Here is a 17,903-nt window from a genome sequence, read left to right on the forward strand (position 1 = left end):
TCAGGCACCTCCCGCGTCGGTGAAGCCGTGATGGGCGATCTCAAGCGTCTCGGTCGCCACGCTCGGGCTGTCCGGGCTCAGGCTCGGCCCCTGCCAGCTCACCGGGAGGACCTCGACGAGCCCCCACTGGGCGACGATCGACCCGTCCGCGCGCAGCGCCGCGATCTGCGCGGTGGGCCGCGAGATCCCGGTCGCGATGGACGAGATCCAGGCGGCGACGCGCGAGGTGTCGGCGGTCAGCGGCCGGGTGAGGCGGATCGTCGAGAACGTCACGCGGGTGGGCAGCTGCCAGACGAAGCCGTTGTTGCCGCCCTCCTGCCGCTGCTCCACCTCCACCTGGGAGGACAGACCCTCACACCCGTTGAACAGGCCGAGGTCCTGGCCGTCGATGGTCAGCTTGAAGAAGACGGTGGAACCGGGGTCCAGGGTCGAGGGCATCGGGCTGTTCTTTCCTGTGGCGGGCGGAGGGGTGACCGGGTGGTCGTGGACGGCGGGCGGACGGGTCAGCGGCCGTGGTCACGCAGCCGCCCGAGCCGCTCGCGGTCACCGCGCAACTCGGCCCGCAGCAGCCGCGAGAGGGGCGACACGAGACGCCGCGCGAGCTCGTCCATCTCGGCGGGGGAGGGCGGCTTCGCGGGCGCGGACCCGGCATCCGAACCGGAGTCGGAACCGGCGTCGGAGGCCGCCTTGGCGGGCTGCGAGTTCGCGGCCTGGCTGCCTTGCTCGCCGGGGCCCGGGGTGCGCTGGAGGGGCGCGGGGCGCTGCGGCGCGGGGGCGGGTGCCGGTGCGGGCGCGGGGGCCGGGGGCGGCGGGGGCGCGGGCGCGGGGGTCGGCGCCGCCGCGCGCCGCTGGACGGTCGGGCGCACCGGGGCGGGCGGCGCGGGCACGGCACGCGGGGGCGCGGACGCCTGGGCGGCGTGCCTGGCCAGCGGTACGACGACGGGGGCCGCGGCGTGGAAGGCCTCGGCGGAACCGCTCGCGGCGGAGCGCTGGAGCGGGACGGGGCCGGGGGCGGCACCCGGGCCTGGTGCGGACGCCTTCGGCGGGACGTTCCCCGGGGCGTGCCTCGGAGCGTTCTGCGGGGCGTTCGACGAAACGTTCGGGGGAACGGGGGGTACGGGCGCGGAGTCGCCCGGTGCCTGGACCGAGAGCCCCCGCGAGGAGCTCAGGGGCAGGGGAGCGGCCGCGCCGATGCCGCCGGGCCGGTAACTCCCGGGCGCGATGCGCCGGTTGACGGGCACGACGGGGAGAGGGCCGGACTTGGCCACGGGGGCCTTGGCCGGTGCCTTCTCGGGGGCCTTGGCGGGTGCCGGTGTCGCTGCCGGTGCCGACGCCGGGGGAGGCGTGGGTGCGGCGGCTGCTCGCTGCACGGGGGCGGAGGACGCAGAGGGCACGGAGGGCGCGGTGGGCGCGCTGGATGCGTCGGGCGCGGCGGGTGCCTTGGGCTCCGGAGGCGTGACGGGCGCGCCGATGGGGCTCCGCCGGGGGACCCCCGTGTCGCCGGGAGCCTTGTTGCCGGGAGCAGGCGCAGGCGCGGGAGAAGGCGTGGGCGCGGGCGAGGGCCCGCTGGTGGGCACCTCGCTGAGCGGCGACCCAAGTCCCGTACGGGGCCGCCCCGTCGGAGCGGCCGCGCTGCCGCCGCCGTCGGGCTTGCGCTGGATGCGGCGTACCGGGGCCCGACGCTGCACGGACGGGACGGGGGTAGTACCCGCCCGTGCAGCGACGGGACCCGCCGCCTCGGACGCGCCCGCGGACGTGCGGGCGGTCCGGGTCTGCGTCCCCGGACCGGCCGGGGGAACCGGGCCGGGGACTTCGGCCGGCCCGGAAGGGGCCGAGTCTGGGACGGTGTCCCCGGCAGCGCTCGTCCGCGCCTTGGGCACGGTGGGCACCGACCCGACGGGGAACAGCTGCCGCTGCGGCTCCGCGGGCGGCGTCGCCGACACCAGCGGGGACCGCTTCACGGGCATCCGCTGCACGACGGGAACGGCCGGGCTCAGCGCCTGGACGTCCGTGTCCGACAGGGGAGTCAGGCGGGGCCCGGGGCCGTCGCCCACGGCCGCGTCGCGTTGTACGGGGGAGTGCCGCACCTCGGGCGTTCCCGCGTCGCGGCCGGTGGCCGACCGCCGCACGGGGGGCGTGGCTCCGTCGGCCGTACGGGCTCCGCCTGCCGGGGAGTCGTCCGAGCCGGGCACGGAGAGGGACCGGTCACCGGCGAGCGGGGCGGTGCGGCCGGGCCCGTCCGTCGTACGCGCCCCGGAGTCGGAGGCCGCGGCGGCGCGCTGCACGGCGGGGCCGGAGGCGGACGGCGCGGGGGCGCCGGGGGAGGCGGGAGCCGCGGGCCTGGCGGGACCGGGCGCCGGGGAGGAGCTTTGCGGGGGGCCCGAGGGGCCGGACGTAGGAGACGTACGGGAAGTCCCGGACGGGGCGGGGGCCTTGGCCGGACCCGGAGCCGCCGACGAGCCGGGTGCCTTGGACGGACCCGAGGCCGAGGGCGGGCCGGAAGTCGTGGTGGAGCGCGGAGTCGCCGAAGGACCGGGCGTCGCGGCCGGACCGGAGGTACCGCTGGACGGGCCCGCGGACTTGGACCGCTGGACGGCCGGGGACGGCGTCGAGGCGGCGGAGGGGCCGGAGTCGGCGGGCGGGCTGAGAGGTACGACCGGCCCCGACGAGCCGGACGGACGGGCAGCCTTGGAGGGCCCCGAGGCGGCGCTCTGCCCGGGGGCCTTGGACGGAGTGGAGGTCTCGGAGGGCCCTGAGTTCTTGGGCGTACCGGGCGTACCGGGAGTGCCGGTCGGTCCCGAGCCCTTGGGCGAGGGAGACGCTGCGGACGGGTTCGTACTCCCCGACGGGCCGGAAGAGTCGGCCGGTCCTGAGCCCTTGGGCGCACCGGGAGTGCCGGTCGGTCCCGAGCCCTTGGACGGGCTGGAGGCCGCGGAACGGCTGGAAGGACCGGACGGGGCCGGGGTCCCCGACGGGGCGGAAGACCCGGAGGGGCTGGGCGTTCCGGACGGGCCGGAGCCCTTTGACGGCTCGGAAGTCGCGGAGCGGCTGACGGGAACCGACGGGGTCGGGGTCGCGGACGGGCCAGGCGTCACGGACCGCCCGGAAGCCGCGGACGGACCCGGTCCCTGGGCCGGGCCGGACGACGTGGCGGCGCCGGGACCCTTGGCCCCGCCGGAAGCCCCGGCAGGACCGGGCGTCACGACAGGACCCGAAGTACCGGACGGGCGAGCGGCCCTGGACGGGGCCGCGGCTCCGCCCGGACCCGGAGCCGAGGACGGCCGAGATGCCTGAGCCGGGCCGGAAGCCGAGGTCGGGCCGGAAGCCGACGGCGCAGCGGAAGTCCCACCAGGCCCCGCAGCTCCACGAGGCCCTGAAGCCGCACCCGGCCCCGAAGTCGCACCCGGCCCCGAAACAGCCCTCTGCACCGGAGCCGCCGCAGTCCCAGGAGCCGCAGCACCTCCCGACGGAGCCGTCCGTGTCACCGGAGCCGGAGCCGCACCTGCCACCGGAGGAGCTCCCCGCCCCTGTGCCGCCGTACGAGGCGCCGCAGCAGACCCACGCCCCCGAGGCGCCGTCTGCCCACCGTTGCCGAAGGCCCCGGCCGTACCCGTACCGGCGGACTCCTCGGCAGCGCTCTCCGCGCCGCCCTCGCGCCGCACCGGCAGCCGCAGGGAGGGCAGGTCGAGATTGCCCGGGGTGCCCGCGACGGGGGTGAGGACGTCGCGGAGCAGGCCGCCGGGGGCCGAGGAACGTACGGCGTGGCCCAACTGGCCGCCGAAGGACGGGTTCTGGTGGGTGGCGAGCATCGAGGCGAAGCCCGGCTCGGAGACCGGGCGCGGCGCCGCGAGGACCCGCTGGACGGGCGGCGCGGCGGCCCAGCCGCCGTCACCGCCACGGGGCACGGCGGCAGCCGCACCCTCCGTACGCGCGTCCGGAGCGGATGCCTCCGATGCGGATGCCTCCGCGGCGCCCGGGGTACCCGGCGTATCCGAAGTACCCGGAGCGACCGGCGCCTCCGGCGTCACCGCGGCATCCCGCGGCCCCCGGGACCGATCCCCCCGGCCCCACCTGAACAAGCCCATCACTTACCTCGACTCACCGACCACCGACACCACACCGTCCCGTCACTGCCGTGCTGCTTCGGCCTGTTCCACCAGCGAGGCCGTCCGCGACACGTACGCGCGCCGGTCGGCGTGCTCGAGGTCGAGGATGTCGTCCAGGCCCCAGTGGAAGTGATAGGCGAGGTACGCGACTTCCTCCTCGATGCGGTCGGCCGCGTACGTCACGATTCCCCCAGGCGGCTCCCGGCCAGCTCCACCTCGAAGGACTCCGAGCAGTGCGGGCAGGCCACGGCCGCGCGGGTGTGTCCTTCCGCGTTGATCTGCCGGTAGAAGTCCTGGAGGAAGGCGAGGTCGGAGGCGAACATGTTCTCCACCGTGCCGTCGTGCACCGCGCCGAGCGTGCCGAGCCGGGTGATGACCCGGCCCAGCAGCACGACGGAGAGATAGGCGGGGTTCTCGCGCACGCGCACGTCCCGCAGCGGGACCAGCTCGTCGCGCGCCGTCGCGAGCCGCATCGAGCCGTTGCGGTGCACGGTGCCCGACTCGTCGACGTACCCGCGCGGGAGCTCGAACTCGAACTCCGTGCGCAGGGATTCACGGGCCCCGGCCGCGCCGTTGCCCGTGGCGGGTCCCGCCGGACCCGCCGTACCCGCTGCCATGCCCGCCGCCGGGCCGTCACGCCGCATTACTCGATGACCAGCTCTTCGAAGACGATGGTGACCTGCTCGGTCAGCGCGGCGGCGTCGCCGGCCTTGACCCCGCTGGTCTCCACCTTGCTGCACCAGGCGTTGCGCAGGTTGTAGCGCTTCACCGGGGAGTTCTGGTAGTCCATCATCATGATCGTGGCGTTCTTGCGCGCCGAACCCATGTCGCCCTGAATGGACTTGTTGATCCACTCGCTGAAGACGGGGCTCTGCGTCATGCCGCGGGTGACGGTGCACTCGCCGGCCTTCTTCACGCCGGGCATCTTCTTGACGACGGGCTTGCCGTCCGCCGAGACCTGCTGGTACTCGATGACGTCCTGCTCCATCGACAGGCCGGAGACCTCCTGGAGGTACTCGACCATGACGCCGTCGATCTGGAGGCCGAAGTTGTGTGTGGTGAGCGCATCACCGGGCTGCAGGGACAAGGGAGTTCACTCCTGTTGCGGTTCTTGCGAAAGCGAATACGAATGTGGGGACCAGAAGCGCGCGGGCCTCGCGGCCCGCGCGCGGGGCGTGCTACTCCTCCAGCTCGCCGCCACCGCCGGAGAACTGGGCGAGGCGGAACACCACGAACTCGGCGGGCTTGACCGGCGCGATGCCGATCTCGCAGACGACGCGGCCGAGGTCCACCGACTCCGGCGGGTTCGTCTCCTCGTCACACTTGACGTAGAAGGCGTCCTCGGGACGCTGGCCGAACAGGGCGCCCGAGCGCCACTCGTTGACCAGGAACGCCGAGACGTTGCGGCGGATGCGGGCCCACAGGGCGTGGTCGTTCGGCTCGAAGACGACCCACTGGGTGCCGATGAGGATCGACTCTTCGAGGTAGTTGAAGTAGCGGCGCACGTTCAGGTAGCGCCAGGCCGGGTCGGAGGCCATGGTGCGCGCGCCCCACACGCGGATGCCGCGGCCGGGGAAGGCCCGGATGCAGTTCACGCCGATGGGGTTGAGCAGGTCCTGCTCGCCGCGGGTGATCTGGAGGTCCAGGTCGACCGCGCCGCGCACGATCTCGTTGGCGGGCGCCTTGTGCACACCGCGCTCGGCGTCGTTGCGCGCCCACACACCGGCCATGTGGCCGGACGGGGGCACGACCACCGACTGGCCGGTCGCCGGGTCGAAGGACTTGATCCACGGGTAGTAGAGCGCGGCGTAGCGCGAGTCGTACCCGGCGAGCTCCTGGCGCCACTGGCGGACCTGGCGGGCGTTGAGGCCCGGCGGCGGGTCGATGATCGCCATGCGGTCGCCCATCAGCTCGCAGTGCGAGATGAGACCGAGCTGGACGGCCTTGACCTGCTCCTCGTCGATCAGGCCCTGCTGGTAGGCGGCCATCAGGTCGGGCACCGCGACCATGTTGATCTCGTCGAGGGCCTCCAGGCCGCCGAAGCCGGTGCGGTCGGCGGAGTCGCCGATGAACTGGCCGGTCTGGACCGGGGCGGCCGCACCGTTCGACGCGGGCACGGCGGGGGCCGGCGCGGCGGTGGGCGGCGTCAGGGTGACGGACTGCGCGTCCGGCTTGGCCACCTGGCCACCGGCCGCGGCCTCTTCGAGGACGATCACCTTGGAGCGCTGCTTGACCTGCGTGACGACGTAGTTGCGGGCCGTCTTCTTCGAGCTGACGTCGAAGCTCTCGACGACCTTGTCGCCGTCCTTGACGACCAGCTTGAAGCGGTCGGCGGCGCTCTCGCCCTCGCCGTCCTGCACCTCGACGGTCAGGGCGCCGCCGTTGGTGCTGCCCGCGGCGATCGCCGCGACGGTGAAGCCGCCGAGCGCCACCGGCGTGCCGGCGGTCAGCTCCTTGGGCGCCTGCGCGGCGGCCGCGGTGGTCTGCTGCGGCTCGTCGGCGCTGCTGCCGCCGACGCGCACGACGTACGCGGCGGAGCCGCCGTTGTTGAAGAAGCCGTAGACGGAGTGCGCCAGGTAGTACCCGTCCGTGAACTCGCCGAACGCGGCCACGTACTGCGACCAGTTGGTCACCAGTGTCGGCTCGTTGAGCGGTCCGTGCGGGGCGAGACCGACGAAGGCCGCCACCGAGGTGCCGACGCCTTCGATGGGCCGCGAGCCGCTGGCGACTTCCTCGATGTAGACGCCGGGGGACAGGTAGTTGGGCATGTTCCGTTTTCTCCTCGCGATGACGGGATCCCGCGCCGGCACGTCGGCCCGGGTGTGCCGGATTCCCCGTGGCCGCGGTCTGCTCCCGCTGGTCGTACGGTCGCCTACGACGATGTCGCAGGTCGCGGCCGCGGAGTAGAGACGGATGGACGTCACCGAGGGCAGAGGCCACTGCCCGTTCGGCCACCGCCCGGATCGACGGGCGGCGCACGGCACGTGACGCGGCTCATCGCGCGGGATCGGTCCGGTCGGTGTTCGGACGCCCGTGCCGATGGTGCGGCGCGGGTGCTCCTCGTCACAGAGGCGGACGGACGTCCCCGGGGGCAGGGTGGACTGCCCGTTCGATCATGGAGGGGAAGACGGCGCGCGGGCCCGGCCGAATGTGACCCCTCGATGGCGCGTATGCCTCACCTGGTGGCTCATTTCATGTCAATTGCTGGTCAACAAGGTGGGCAAGGTTCGTACGGGGTCCTGGTGGCCCGGGGCACTGACGTAACGTTTGGTGCGTATGGCCAACCGCGGCCAGTACGAACGGGCACATTCGCGGTGCGTCACGGGGCAAGGGGTGCGGGCTGACAATGCGGGGCGACGCGGACGGCGACGCGGGCCGAAACACGGAAACCGAAGCGGAATGGACTGGTCCAGGCCGCCCGGGGGGTCCGGGCGGCCTGCGTGACCCGAGCGGTGCGGGCGATCCGAGCGGTGCCGGTGACGCGAGCGGCTCGGGTGTCCCGGCCGCGCTGAGCGGCCTGCGGGAGCCGGGCGGGCTCGGAGGTCCGGCCGTACCGGGTGATCACGGTGGCCGGGGTGGCTCGGGGAGCCTGAACGGTGCGGGTGGTCCTGGGGGCCTGAACGGTTCCGGCCGCCCTGGGAGCCTGAACGGTGCGGGTGGACCCGGGAGTCCGAACGGTCCCGGCGGCCCGGGGAGCCTGAGCGTTCCGGGCGGCCCCGGAAGCCTGAACGCTCCGGGCGACCCCGGGCACGCGTTGAGTTTTCAGCTGCTCGGGCCCGTCCGCGCCTGGCGCGCCGGGCGGCAGCTGGCGCTCGGCTCTCCGCAGCAGCGCGCCACCCTGGCAGTGCTGCTTCTCAGCCACGGCCGCCCCGTGTCCGTCTCCGAGCTGGTGGACGCGCTGTGGGGCGAGGAGCCGCCGCCGCGCGCGGTCGGCACCCTCCGTACGTACGTCTCCCGGCTGCGCTCCCTGCTCGAACCCGACCGGCAGGCCAGGGGGCGCGCCAGCCTCCTCGTCTCCGCGGCCGGCGGCTACGCCCTGCGCGTGCCGCGCGCCGCGCTCGACGCGACCGCCCTCGAAGACCGGCTCACCGCCGCCCGCCGACTGCGCGGCGCCCGCCAACACGCGGGCGCCTACGGCGAGTTGACCGCCGCCGTCGCCCTGTCGAACGGCGCCCCCCTCGCCGGACTGCAAGGCCCCTACGCCGAGCGCCAGCGCGACCGGCTCACCGAACTCTCCGTCACGGCGCAGGAAGAACTCTTCGCCTGCGCCCTGGAGCTTGGCCGCTACTCGGAGGCCACCCCGCCGCTGCGCGCCTTCGCCGCCGAGCACCCGCTGCGCGAGCGCGCCCAGGCCCTGCTGATGCTGGCCCTGCGCAGGGGAGGCCGGCAGGCGGACGCCCTCGCCGTCTACGAGACCACCCGCCGCACCCTGGCCACGGAGCTCGGCGTCGACCCCGGCGCGGAACTCGCCACGCTCCACGAGGACCTCCTGAACGGCGACACGTTCCCGGCGCCCTCGGCCCCCAGGCGCACCGCGGGAACGGTCCGGCAGGGCCCGTCCCAGCGCGTCGGCGCGCAGCGCGCGGGCGCCACGCGGCGGGCCCCCGACGCGGCCAGGGAACGCGGCGCCACCCGCGCCCCGGACCGCGAGGAAGTGGACGCCCAGGCCCGCGCACGCGACCGGCGCCCGGCCGCCGGTGTCGCCGTCAGGCGCCCGATGTGCACCGAAGCCCCCGAGACCCTCGCCGCCCCGGACGACGCGGTGCCCTCCGAGGGCACCGCGCCCCATCCCCGTACGCAAGGACCTGCCGCCCCGGGCCAGGGCGCGCCCCCGCCCCGCCGCCGCGCCGCCCAGGCGCAGTCGCCCGACGCGCCCACCCGCATGAACCCCGTCCCCGCCCAACTGCCCCCGGACGTACCGGACTTCGCGGGGCGGCAGCTGGAGGCCGCCGCGCTCTCCGAGGTGCTGCGCACCGCCGTCGACGGCAGCACCATGGCGATGGCCGCGCTCACCGGACTCGGCGGCGTCGGCAAGACCACCCTCGCGGTGCACGTGGCGCACGCCGCGCGCGCGGAGTTCCCCGACGGGCAGCTCTACGTGGACCTGGGCGCCGCCCCCGACGCCTCGCCGGACGGCCGCAGCGCCAGCGCCCTGGTCGGATTCCTGCGCGCCCTCGGCGTACCCGAGGGTGCCGTGCCCGACGGTCTCGACCAGCAGACCGCCCTGTACCGCTCCCTGCTCGCAGGACGCCGGGTCCTCGTACTCCTCGACAACGCCCGCGACACCGCGCAGGTCCGCCCGCTGCTGCCCGGCACCCCGGGCTGCGCGGTCCTGGTGACCAGCCGTTCGCGCACCATCGCGCTGCCCGGCGTACGCCTCGTCGACGTCGACGTCATGGACGAGGCGCAGGCCCTCGGGCTGCTCGCCACGATCGTCGGCGCCGAGCGGGTCGAGGCCGAACCCGCGGCCGCCGGTGAACTGGTCGCCGCCTGCGGCGGGCTGCCGCTCGCCGTCCGGATCGCCGCCGCCAGGCTCGCCGCGCGGCCAGGACGTTCCGTCGCCGACCTCGCGGCCCGGCTGCGCGACGAACGCCGCAGGCTGGACGAGCTGCGGGTGGCCGACCTCGGCGTCGAGGCCACCTTCCGGCTCGGCTACGAGGTGCTCGCACCCGAACTCGCCCGCGCCTTCCGCATCCTGTCGCTCTGTTACATGCCCTCGTTCTGCCGGGGCGCCGCCGCGTCCTTGCTCGACCTGAGCGAGGAGGAGGCGGAGGCGACCGTGGAACGCCTGGTCGACGCGGGCCTCATGGAGCTGCACGACGACGACCGCTACCGCTATCACGACCTGGTCAGGCTGTTCGCCGCCCGCCAGTGCGAGCGCGAGGAGAGCGCCGCCGAACGCGCCGCGGCCCGCCTCCGCTTCCTCGACTACGTACTGGCCACCGTCATCACCGCGATCCGCCGTACGAAACCGCAGAGCGTGCTGCCCGCACTGCTGCACCGGCCCGCATCCGACGGCAAGCACCTGCCCGACGCGGCCGCCGCGCACGACTGGCTGGTGGTGGCCCACACCCGGCTGTACGCGGCCGCGGAGAACGCCCTGCGCCACATACCCGACGAGGCCCCGGGCCCCGACGCGGCCACCGGCACACCGCCGCCGGGCCTGCGCCCCACCGTCGACCTGCTCACCGCCTGGTCCCACCTGGTGGCGGGCACCGCACGCCACCGCGACCTGGAACCGCTCACCGAACTGGCCCTGGAGACCGCCCGGCGGCACGGCGACGACCTCTCCGCGGGCCGCGCCCTGCGCCTCCTCGGCACCCTGCACTACGGCACCGAGACGTACGCCCGCGCCGAACGCCTCCTGCGCGAGAGCCTGCGCCTCGGTGAGTCCGCGGGCGACCCGCTCGTCGGCGCCGAGAGCAGCCACGAACTGGGCATCGTGCTCATGGGCATGGGCCGCGCCGAGGAGGCCGTCGAACAACTCACGCGCGCCTACGACAGGTTCGGCGCGCTGGAGGGCCGCGGCGACCGGATCCAGGTCCTCGCCCACCTGGTCCGCGCCTACGCCGCGCTCGGGCGGCACGCGGACGCGGACACCGCGCGGGCCGAGGCGCTGGGCCAGGCCCGCGCCTCCGGCAGCACCGCCACCCTCGCGCACGCCCTCTACCAGATCGGCTGCGCCCTGCTCGGCGAAGGACGCGCGGCCGAGGCCGCCGACCGGCTGCGCGAGGCACAGCGGCTGCACCGCTGGTCGCGCTCGCCCCGCTGGGAGGCGCTGTGCTGGGCCCGCCTCGCCTCCTGCGAACTCGCCGAAGGCCGCCCCGCGGAGGCCCTGACCTGCGCGGACCAGGCCCTGACCATGGAGAGCGAGCTCGGCGACGTGTTCTGCCGGGCGCTGGCGAGGGCCGCGCGCGGCAGGGCGCTGCTCGCGGGCGGAGACCTGGAAGGGGCCCGCGCCGCCCTGCGCGGCGCGCACCGCGTCATGGAGCGGCGCGGCGCCGTGGAGGCCATCGAAATCGCCGCGGTGCTCGCCGAGTTGGACGCGGCACCGGAACAGGGACGCAAGGGCAGCCCGGTCTGCCCCTGAGGCGGCCCTTTCGTACAGGGGAACACCGGAGCACGCCCTCTACCGTGCCCCATATGACGTGGTGGAACTCCCTGGACCCGGCCGCGGTGTCGGTCGATCCCGGTGACCGTGCCGCTGCGCGGCTTCGTGTACGCAACACCGGCGACACGGTCGAGGAGTACCGCCTCACGGTGGTCGGCGCCCCCGCGGGCTGGTCCCGCGTCGAACCCGAGGTCCTGCGCCTGTACCCGGGCAGCGAGGGCACCGCCGAGATCTCCTTCGCGCCGCCCCGCTCGCCCGACGCCCCGGCGGGCCCCACGCCGTTCGGCATCCGCGTCCAGCCCAAGGAACAGCCGGAGAGCCGCGACGTCGTCGAGGGCCAGGTCACCGTCTCGCCGTTCGTCGAGGTGCGGGCCGAACTCCTGCCGCCCACCGTCGTCGGACGCTTCCGGGGCCGGGCGTCCGTCGCCGTGGACAACCTCGGCAACACCCCGCTCACCGCGGCGCTCAGCGCCCGCGACGACGCGGGCCGGCTCTCCTTCGACGTGGACCCCGGCAGCATCCAGGTGGCCCCCGGCCGCGCCGCGTTCGCCCGGATCACGGTCCGCCCCCAGCAGGTGCGGTGGACGGGCGCGGCCCAGCCGCACCCGCTGACCGTCTCCGTGCGCCGCTCCGGCGACGAGAACGCCTACGAAATGCCGGGCAGCTTCGACCAGCGCCCGGTCCTGCCCCGCTGGCTGCTCACCGTCGGCAGCGTCGTCGCGGCGCTCGCCGTCGCCTTCGTCGTGTTCTGGTTCTCCTTCTCGCCCAAGGTGTCCGGCGGGGCCAAGGAGAACCAGGCCGCCGCCACGCCCAACGCGGCGCCGCAGGGCGGCGAGAAGGAACAGCTCGACGACGCGCCCCCGCCCCCGAAGGGCAAGGACACCGGCGGCGACGGGGGCGGCGGCGCCGAGGCGCCCGCGGGCCCCGGCGGCGGCTCCGGCTCGTCCTCCGGCGGCGGTGGCGGCGGCAGCGGCTCCGACGGCGGTGGCTCCGCCGCGAAGAAGACCAAGAGCGGCGGCGGCAGCACGGCCAAGGTGGGACCGGCGTGGGGACGCGGCTACCAGAAGGACGTCGTCGTCGAGTACGCCCAGCGCCGCCTCGAAGCGCTCGGCTCGAAGAACAAGTGCCAGCTGACCGGCGACTGGTCGCCCGGCGTGATCGACGCCAACACCGAGGCCAGCCTGATCTGTTACCAGCGGGCCGTGATCCGCGACGGCGAGAGCACCGGCCACAACACGGCGCAGATCTTCGCCACCGACGAGGAGGGCACCCTGGGCCGGGCCACCCTCACCTCGCTGTGGGCGCAGGGCATCAGGCCCGACGACGTCCGCTCGGGATCGGACAACTGGCAGGTCGTGCAGTTGGAGGCGGCGTTCTGGTGGGCCTCGCAGGCCGGCATCAGCGACGACGACCTGGACCGCGACCGGGCCTACGCCCAGTACGGCGTCAGCTACTTCGAGAACGGCCGACAGGCCCCGAAGACCGTCAGATACGGCAGCAACACGGCCCAGCACATCAAGGATTACCAGAAGGCGGTCGGCCTGCCCGCCAGCGGTGTCGCGGACAGCGCCACCTTGCAGGCCATGGTCGGCGGAAGCGTGAAGAACCCCGGAGTGGTAGGGCGTTGAGCTATATGTGGAGCGCACTGGAACCTACGGCGACCACCGTGGAGCCCGGCTCCGTGGCGAAGGTGCGTCTACGGATCCGCAACACAGGTGACACGGTCGAGGAGTACCGGCTGCACATGGTCGGAGCGGTGGCCGGCTGGTCCCGCGTCCAGCCCGACGTGCTGCGCCTGTATCCCGGCGCGGAGGGCATCGCCGAGATCGACATCGCCCCGCCGAGAACCTCGGACGCGCAGGCGGGCCCGACGCCGTTCGGCGTCCGGGTGCAGCCGCGCGAGGCACCCGAGGCCACCAGCGTGGTCGAGGGCCAGGTGACGGTCGGCCCGTTCACCGAACTCCGTTCGGAACTGGTGCCCTCGGTCGTCCGCGGCCGGATCCGCGCCAAGGCCGCCATCGCCGTGGACAACCTCGGCAACCAGCCGCTGACCACCTCCTTCTCGGGGCGCGAGAACGGCGAGGAGATCGAGGTCGTCTCCGACCCCGGCTCCGTCCAGGTCTCCCCGGGCCGGGCCGCCTTCGCGGACCTCGGGATCAAGCCCGGCGCGGTGAGCTGGATCGGAGGCACCCGCAAGCACCCCTTCGCCGTCTCCGTGCTGCGGGCCGGTGTCACCGAACCGGTCGAACTGCGCGGCACCTACGTCCAGCCGTCGGTGATCCCGCGCTGGGTGGCGGTCGTCGGCTCGATGCTCCTGGCGCTGGCCATCGCGTTCGCCGTGGTGTGGTTCCAGCACAAGCCGGCCTTCTCCACGCAGGCCAAGGAGAAGATCGAGCAGCAGAAGCCGCTGCCGCAGAACGACGACATGAAGCCGGCGCCCAAGCCCAAGCCCTCCGAGAAGAAGGAGGAGCCGGAGCCCCCGAAGCAGGACACCGGCGGTGGCGGCGGCGACAACAAGCCGGGCGGTGGCGGCGGTGGCGGCGACGACAAGCCCAAGGGCCCCAAGACGCACACCATCCGCAGCGTCGAGGGCAGCGGCTGGTACCTGGAGGTCGTGAAGGGCGAGCAGACCGACGGCACGTACGTCGGCCAGAACCCCGACCTCACGGACAAGTTCGGCAAGAACCAGGACTGGATCCTGCACCACTACCCCGAGTCCGACACCTACTCCCTGACTCCCGCCAGCGCCCCCGGCATGGTGATGGACCAGAAGGAGAACACCAACATCGTCCAGGTCGTCCACGCCGCTCCGGAGGACATCAAGACCGGACGCCTGCGCGACAACCAGAAGTGGAAGCTGGAGAAGCGCCCGGACGGCAAGACGCGGATCGTCGCGGTCGGCTCCGGCGAGTGCCTGGTCGACATGCAGAACGACACGAGCGCGGTCACGTGGAAGTGCGACGACCGCAACAGCATGGGCTGGACGATCGACGGCTGGCCGGAGCAGGGCTGAGTCCGGGCACAACGCCCCCTGAACAGGGCTGGCTCCGGGCACAACGCCCCTGAACAGGGCTGAGTCTCCGGGCACAACGCCCCTGAACAGCGGGAAGCGGGTGGCGCGCCTCGGCGCACCACCCGCTTCCGCGTATCCGTCAGGACCCTGCCGGGCGGGCTCACCGCCAGGGCAGCGAGACCCCCGGCTCCAGCCGGCCCATCTTGCGGTACTCCCGGCGCGCACCGGCCCGTACGTCCGCGCCCGAGACGGGACCGCCGTGCCCCGCCGCGAGATACCCGGCGGTCACCGCGGCCGACCTGATCGCGCCGCCCGCCAGCTCGAAGTCCTTGGCGCAGCGCGTGATCTCGTCCTCGATGTCCGCCGCGCGCGGCGTGCCCGCGAGGCAGGTGTGCCACAGCGCGATCCGCTGTTCCACGTCGGGGAACGGGAAGTCGACCACCAAGTCGAGCCGCCGGGTGAACGCGTCGTCGATGTTCGCCCGCAGATTGGTGGTCAGCACGGCGATCCCGTCGAAGGCTTCGAGGCGCTGGAGCAGATAGGCGCTCTCCAGGTTGGCGTACCTGTCGTGCGAGCTCTTCACCTCGGACCGCTTGCCGAAGACGGCGTCCGCCTCGTCGAACAGGAGCACCGAGTCGGTGCGGTCCGCCTCGGCGAAGATCCGCTCCAGGTTCTTCTCGGTCTCGCCGATGTACTTGTCGACCACGGCCGACAGGTCCACCACATAGAGGTCGAGGCCGAGTTCACCGGCGACCACCTCGGCGGAGAGCGTCTTGCCGGTGCCCGAGTCGCCCGCGAACAGCGCGATCACGCCGCGCCCGCGGCCGCCCCCGGTGCGCAGCCGCCACTCGCCGAGCACCTGATCGCGGTGCCGGGCCCGCAGCGCCAACTCCCGCAGCAGGCCCAGTGGTTCATCGGGCAGTACGAGATCGTCGAAGCCCACCGCGGGCCGGATCCGCCGGGCGTGCCGGTCCAGGAGCGGCGCCGACTGCTGCCGTGCGCTGAGCTGGACGTGCGCGGCGGTCAGCCCCGTGCCCTCGAAGGCGGCGAGACCGACGGCGGCGCGGGCGGCCCGCCGGATCTGGGCCTCGCCGAGCCGGTAGGGCGCGATGGCCTCCGGCAGGTCGAACCCCAGCTCCGCGTCCTGCCCGAGCCCCGCCCGCCAGGCGCGCGGTGCGTCGGTCTGCTCCTGCGGCGCCTCCAGGGCGAGGATCCCGGCGTCCGGCACCCAGCCCGGGTCGTAGGCGTCGCTGCCGAAGAACACCACGGGTACGTCGCCGGTCGCCAACTGCCGTACGAGCGGGCCGGGTTCGGCGGACAACGGCCCTACGAGGAGCGCGGCGCCACGCAGCCGTGCCTCGCGGAGCAGCGCGACACAGGTGCGCGCGGTCAGGGCGGCGGCCTGCTCGGACTCGCCGGCCCGCCCCGGTACGTTCCCGGCCCCCGAGCCGTCCGAGAGCGCGGGCCGGTACAGCAGGACGGGCAGTCCCGCCGCCCGCAACGCGTCGGCCACCGGCTCGGCGGCGGTGCCCTCCCTGCGCTCGCGCAGATGCACGAGGAGAGGACCTTGAGCGGCGGCGACGGCGGCGAGCCGAGCGGCGACACCCTCTCGCGGCGCGACCACGTCCCCCTCGACGGGCAGCAACTCCACTCCGCCGCCCACGAGTTCGGGATCGACGCCGTCATCGCCGAGCAGCCAGGCCACCACCCGCTCGGGCACCCGCAACGCCTGCCCCGGCAACGGCCGCTCCTCGTCCTCGAGCTGGACGAGCCCACCGGCACGCAGCGGCGCCAGCGGATGGAAGCGCCCGCGCGCGACGGGGTCGTGCGGCCCGGTCCCGACGAGGTCGAGCGCCAGCGCCATGGTGGCCCGGCGCCGTCCGACGTCGTCGTTGAGGTACCCGTACAACGGCTCGAAACGACGGTCGACGTCGGGAGCGAGCGCGGCGAGGAGGATGTGCTGGTCGAGCGGGCTGAGGGCGAAGACACGGGCGAGCTCACGGAAACTGTCCGGAAGCGACGCCTCACCGTCGACGCCGTCCGTGGCAAGGCCCTCCACGCCCTCCCCGGGGCTGCCGCTCCCCGGGGCCGCCGCTCCTTCCCGAGCGATCCGCATCGCACTCTCGGCCGTCACGTACAGCCCGCGCAGCGGATCGCCCGCGGTGGGATCGTCGGTGCCGCGCCGCTCGACGAGCTCGGCCACGCGGGCGCGCAGCGCGTCGAGCCGGCCGAGCAGGGGGTAGGGCCCGCTCACGGACCCTCCGTACGGTCGCCCCGGTCCGCGACGGACTTGCGCAGCACACGGGGCCGCGCGTCGGCGTTCTCGCCGTCGAACCCGCGGACGACGACCGCGCTCTCGGTGACCGGCGGCGCCACTTCGTACGTGGGCGAGACCGGGAACGGCACGGTGACCACGACGTCGAGCGACGGCTTGAGCTCACCGCCGAGCGCGGACCAGATGTCGGCGATCGACCGTGACTCGGGCGGCGGCACGGCGACGCTGAGCGGCATCGAGGCGTTCAGCGCGGCGAGCGACTCGGGCAGCGCGGCGGGTGGCAGCAGCTCGTGGGGGAGGAGGGCGCCGAGACAGGCGGAGAGCAGCCGGTGCTCGTCCTCGGGCCGGTTGGTCCAGGCGGTGAGCAGGTACGAGAGCCGGAACCAGCGGGGCGGCTGCCGCCTGCGCAGCACCGTGCCGTCGGGCCCGCGCTCGGCGTAGGCGCCGCGCTCGCGCCGGGCCACGTCCTCGCGGATGTCGTAGAGATAGGCGTTGAGCGTGGGAGCGTTCCGCCGGGCGGCCCAGTCCCGCGTGGGCGCCTCGAAGACGACGTCACCGGCCGCGTCGGGAAGGGCCCCGCGCAGCAACCCGCGCAGGACCTCGTCGACGTCGTGAATCACTAGATGTACCCCTCCCGCAGCGCGTACGCGACGGCATGCGCGCGGTTCTGCAGCTGCAGGCGCGTCATCAGCGCGTGCAGAACGTTCTTGACGGTCCGTTCGGAGTAGGCGAGCTTCTCCGAGATCTGCTTGGTGTCGAGCCCTTCGGCGATCAGCCGCACGACGTCGACCTCGCGCGGGGCCATGCCGAGCGTCGGCACGAGCGCCCCGGAGGCGCCGGGCGAGGAGTCGAGCGCGGACCGCCGCAGCTGACCGAGCTGGGTCATGAGCCGGTTGATCAGGTCCGGCGGCAGCTCGCCCTCACCGCGCGCGGCACTGTGCACCGCGCGCAACAGCTTCTGCGGGGTGGCCTGGTGGCGCCAGAGGATGGCCTGCACGCCGTACTCCACGACGGCCATCAGCTCGGGCTCGCGCAGCTCGGTGGCGATCAGCACGACGCGCTGCTCGCCACATCTGACGAGCCGTCGCAGCTCGGCACCCGCGACCTCGTCGAGCCGGTCGACGAGCATGACGGCGACCTGCCCCGAGTCATCGGCGACCGCCTCGGCACTCCCGACGCGATCCACCAGCTCGACACTGGGCTGCTGCCGGAGGTGACTGATGACCCCGGCCCGCCCCAAGGGATCCGCGGCATGCACAGCCACGGAGATACGTGTATCTGGCACTGGTTTTCCCTGTCTTCCCCCGAGCATCAATAGGCACAGGGTGCGCATGACGAATCAACATTCGATTGCCGATGGATCAACGGGGCTTGCGCGGGGCGTCGGGCGGGGGTGCC

At 74.3% G+C, this 17,903-nt stretch carries 13 protein-coding genes; 4 read left to right on the forward strand and 9 right to left on the reverse strand.

Annotated elements, in window-relative coordinates:
* Both ACIO9J_RS08725 and ACIO9J_RS08730 read right to left on the reverse strand, forming a co-directional pair.
* Positions 1-438: a phage tail protein gene (locus ACIO9J_RS08725; RefSeq protein ID WP_401994696.1), complete on the reverse strand. Its 438-nt coding sequence runs from the start codon at positions 436-438 to the stop codon at positions 1-3.
* Positions 439-503: 65 nt separating this feature from the next.
* Complete coding sequence (locus ACIO9J_RS08730; protein ID WP_401994699.1) at positions 504-2,285, reverse strand: hypothetical protein; 1,782 nt, start codon at positions 2,283-2,285, stop codon at positions 504-506.
* A 148-nt stretch (positions 2,286-2,433) separates the two neighbouring features.
* Here ACIO9J_RS08730 and ACIO9J_RS08735 point away from each other — a divergent pair, with 148 nt between their 5' ends.
* Positions 2,434-3,294 carry a hypothetical protein gene (locus ACIO9J_RS08735; RefSeq protein ID WP_401994702.1) on the forward strand — a complete coding sequence of 287 codons (861 nt, stop codon included), beginning with the start codon at positions 2,434-2,436 and terminating at the stop codon, positions 3,292-3,294.
* Positions 3,295-4,127: 833 nt separating this feature from the next.
* Here ACIO9J_RS08735 and ACIO9J_RS08740 read toward each other — a convergent pair.
* The 4 genes from ACIO9J_RS08740 to ACIO9J_RS08755 form a co-directional block, all read right to left on the reverse strand.
* A complete protein-coding gene (locus ACIO9J_RS08740) occupies positions 4,128-4,289 on the reverse strand; it encodes a DUF6760 family protein (RefSeq protein WP_401994705.1) in 162 nt (53 codons plus the stop codon).
* A complete protein-coding gene (locus tag ACIO9J_RS08745; RefSeq protein ID WP_401994708.1) occupies positions 4,286-4,750 on the reverse strand; it encodes a hypothetical protein in 465 nt (154 codons plus the stop codon). The genes ACIO9J_RS08740 and ACIO9J_RS08745 overlap by 4 nt, the downstream gene beginning before the upstream one ends.
* A complete protein-coding gene (locus tag ACIO9J_RS08750) occupies positions 4,750-5,193 on the reverse strand; it encodes a phage tail protein (protein WP_401994711.1) in 444 nt (147 codons plus the stop codon). Before ACIO9J_RS08750 ends, ACIO9J_RS08745 begins: the two co-directional genes overlap by 1 nt.
* A gap of 91 nt (positions 5,194-5,284) precedes the next feature.
* The gene (locus ACIO9J_RS08755; protein WP_401994714.1) at positions 5,285-6,874 is read right to left on the reverse strand and encodes a phage tail sheath family protein; all 1,590 of its coding nucleotides are present in this window, start codon (positions 6,872-6,874) and stop codon (positions 5,285-5,287) included.
* A 986-nt stretch (positions 6,875-7,860) separates the two neighbouring features.
* Between ACIO9J_RS08755 and ACIO9J_RS08760 the strand changes: the two genes are divergently transcribed.
* Genes ACIO9J_RS08760 through ACIO9J_RS08770 form a run of 3 tightly spaced genes read left to right on the forward strand, consistent with a single transcriptional unit; the run spans position 7,861 to position 14,230 of the window.
* Positions 7,861-11,196 carry an AfsR/SARP family transcriptional regulator gene (locus ACIO9J_RS08760; RefSeq protein WP_401994717.1) on the forward strand — a complete coding sequence of 1,112 codons (3,336 nt, stop codon included), beginning with the start codon at positions 7,861-7,863 and terminating at the stop codon, positions 11,194-11,196.
* 53 nt (positions 11,197-11,249) lie between these two features.
* Positions 11,250-12,845: a peptidoglycan-binding protein gene (locus ACIO9J_RS08765; protein WP_401994720.1), complete on the forward strand. Its 1,596-nt coding sequence runs from the start codon at positions 11,250-11,252 to the stop codon at positions 12,843-12,845.
* 5 nt (positions 12,846-12,850) lie between these two features.
* Positions 12,851-14,230 carry a hypothetical protein gene (locus ACIO9J_RS08770; protein WP_401994723.1) on the forward strand — a complete coding sequence of 460 codons (1,380 nt, stop codon included), beginning with the start codon at positions 12,851-12,853 and terminating at the stop codon, positions 14,228-14,230.
* 160 nt (positions 14,231-14,390) lie between these two features.
* Here ACIO9J_RS08770 and ACIO9J_RS08775 read toward each other — a convergent pair whose 3' ends face one another.
* Genes ACIO9J_RS08775 through ACIO9J_RS08785 form a run of 3 tightly spaced genes read right to left on the reverse strand, consistent with a single transcriptional unit; the run spans position 14,391 to position 17,817 of the window.
* Complete coding sequence (locus ACIO9J_RS08775) at positions 14,391-16,484, reverse strand: ATP-binding protein (protein ID WP_401994726.1); 2,094 nt, start codon at positions 16,482-16,484, stop codon at positions 14,391-14,393.
* On the reverse strand, positions 16,481-17,125 hold the full coding sequence (locus tag ACIO9J_RS08780; RefSeq protein WP_401994729.1) for a DUF4255 domain-containing protein: 645 nt from the start codon (positions 17,123-17,125) through the stop codon (positions 16,481-16,483). Before ACIO9J_RS08780 ends, ACIO9J_RS08775 begins: the two co-directional genes overlap by 4 nt.
* Positions 17,125-17,817, reverse strand: a complete 693-nt coding sequence (locus ACIO9J_RS08785; RefSeq protein ID WP_401995917.1) for a response regulator transcription factor — start codon at positions 17,815-17,817, stop codon at positions 17,125-17,127. Before ACIO9J_RS08785 ends, ACIO9J_RS08780 begins: the two co-directional genes overlap by 1 nt.
* Positions 17,818-17,903: the final 86 nt, after the last annotated feature.

Origin of the sequence: Streptomyces sp. NPDC087300, assembly GCF_044744425.1 — a bacterium.
GTDB lineage: Bacteria > Actinomycetota > Actinomycetes > Streptomycetales > Streptomycetaceae > Streptomyces.